Genomic DNA, 737 nt, shown 5'->3' with positions numbered 1-737 from the left:
ACTTTACTTGCTACAACCAACGTAGGCTTTAAGCTTCACGGTTATAGGATCAAGCCTCACGAGCAATTAGTATCAGTTAGCTCAATGCCTTACAGCACTTACACACCTGACCTATCGACGTCCTGGTCTAGAACGACTCTTTTGGGAGGTTTTACCTCCGGGAAGACTCATCTTCAGGCAAGTTTCCCGCTTAGATGCTTTCAGCGGTTATCTCTTCCGCACTTAGCTACCCGGCAATGCCACTGGCGTGACAACCGGTACACCAGAGGTGCGTCCACTCCGGTCCTCTCGTACTAGGAGCAGCCCCCGTCAATCTTCCAACGCCCACGGCAGATAGGGACCAAACTGTCTCACGACGTTTTAAACCCAGCTCACGTACCTCTTTAAATGGCGAACAGCCATACCCTTGGGACCGACTTCAGCCCCAGGATGAGATGAGCCGACATCGAGGTGCCAAACACCGCCGTCGATATGAACTCTTGGGCGGTATCAGCCTGTTATCCCCAGAGTACCTTTTATCCGTTGAGCGATGGCCCTTCCATTCAGTGCCACCGGATCACTATGACCTGCTTTCGCATCTGCTCGAGTTGTGGCTCTCGCAGTCAAGCACGCTTTTGCCATTGCACTATCAGCACGATTTCCGACCGTACCTAGCGTACCTTCGTACTCCTCCGTTACCCTTTAGGAGGAGACCGCCCCAGTCAAACTGCCTACCATGCACGGTCCCAAACAGTGTT

General features: G+C 52.8%; 1 rRNA gene. It reads right to left on the bottom strand.

Annotated elements, in window-relative coordinates:
- Nucleotides 1-45 precede the first annotated feature (45 nt).
- Nucleotides 46-737: ribosomal RNA gene (locus ACYQ4O_RS12930) — 23S ribosomal RNA — on the bottom strand; the annotation flags it as partial.

This window comes from Turicimonas sp. TL08, from assembly GCF_054660695.1.
The sequence above is the reverse complement of the archived record's forward strand: the minus strand, read 5'-3'. Positions and strand labels throughout refer to the sequence as shown.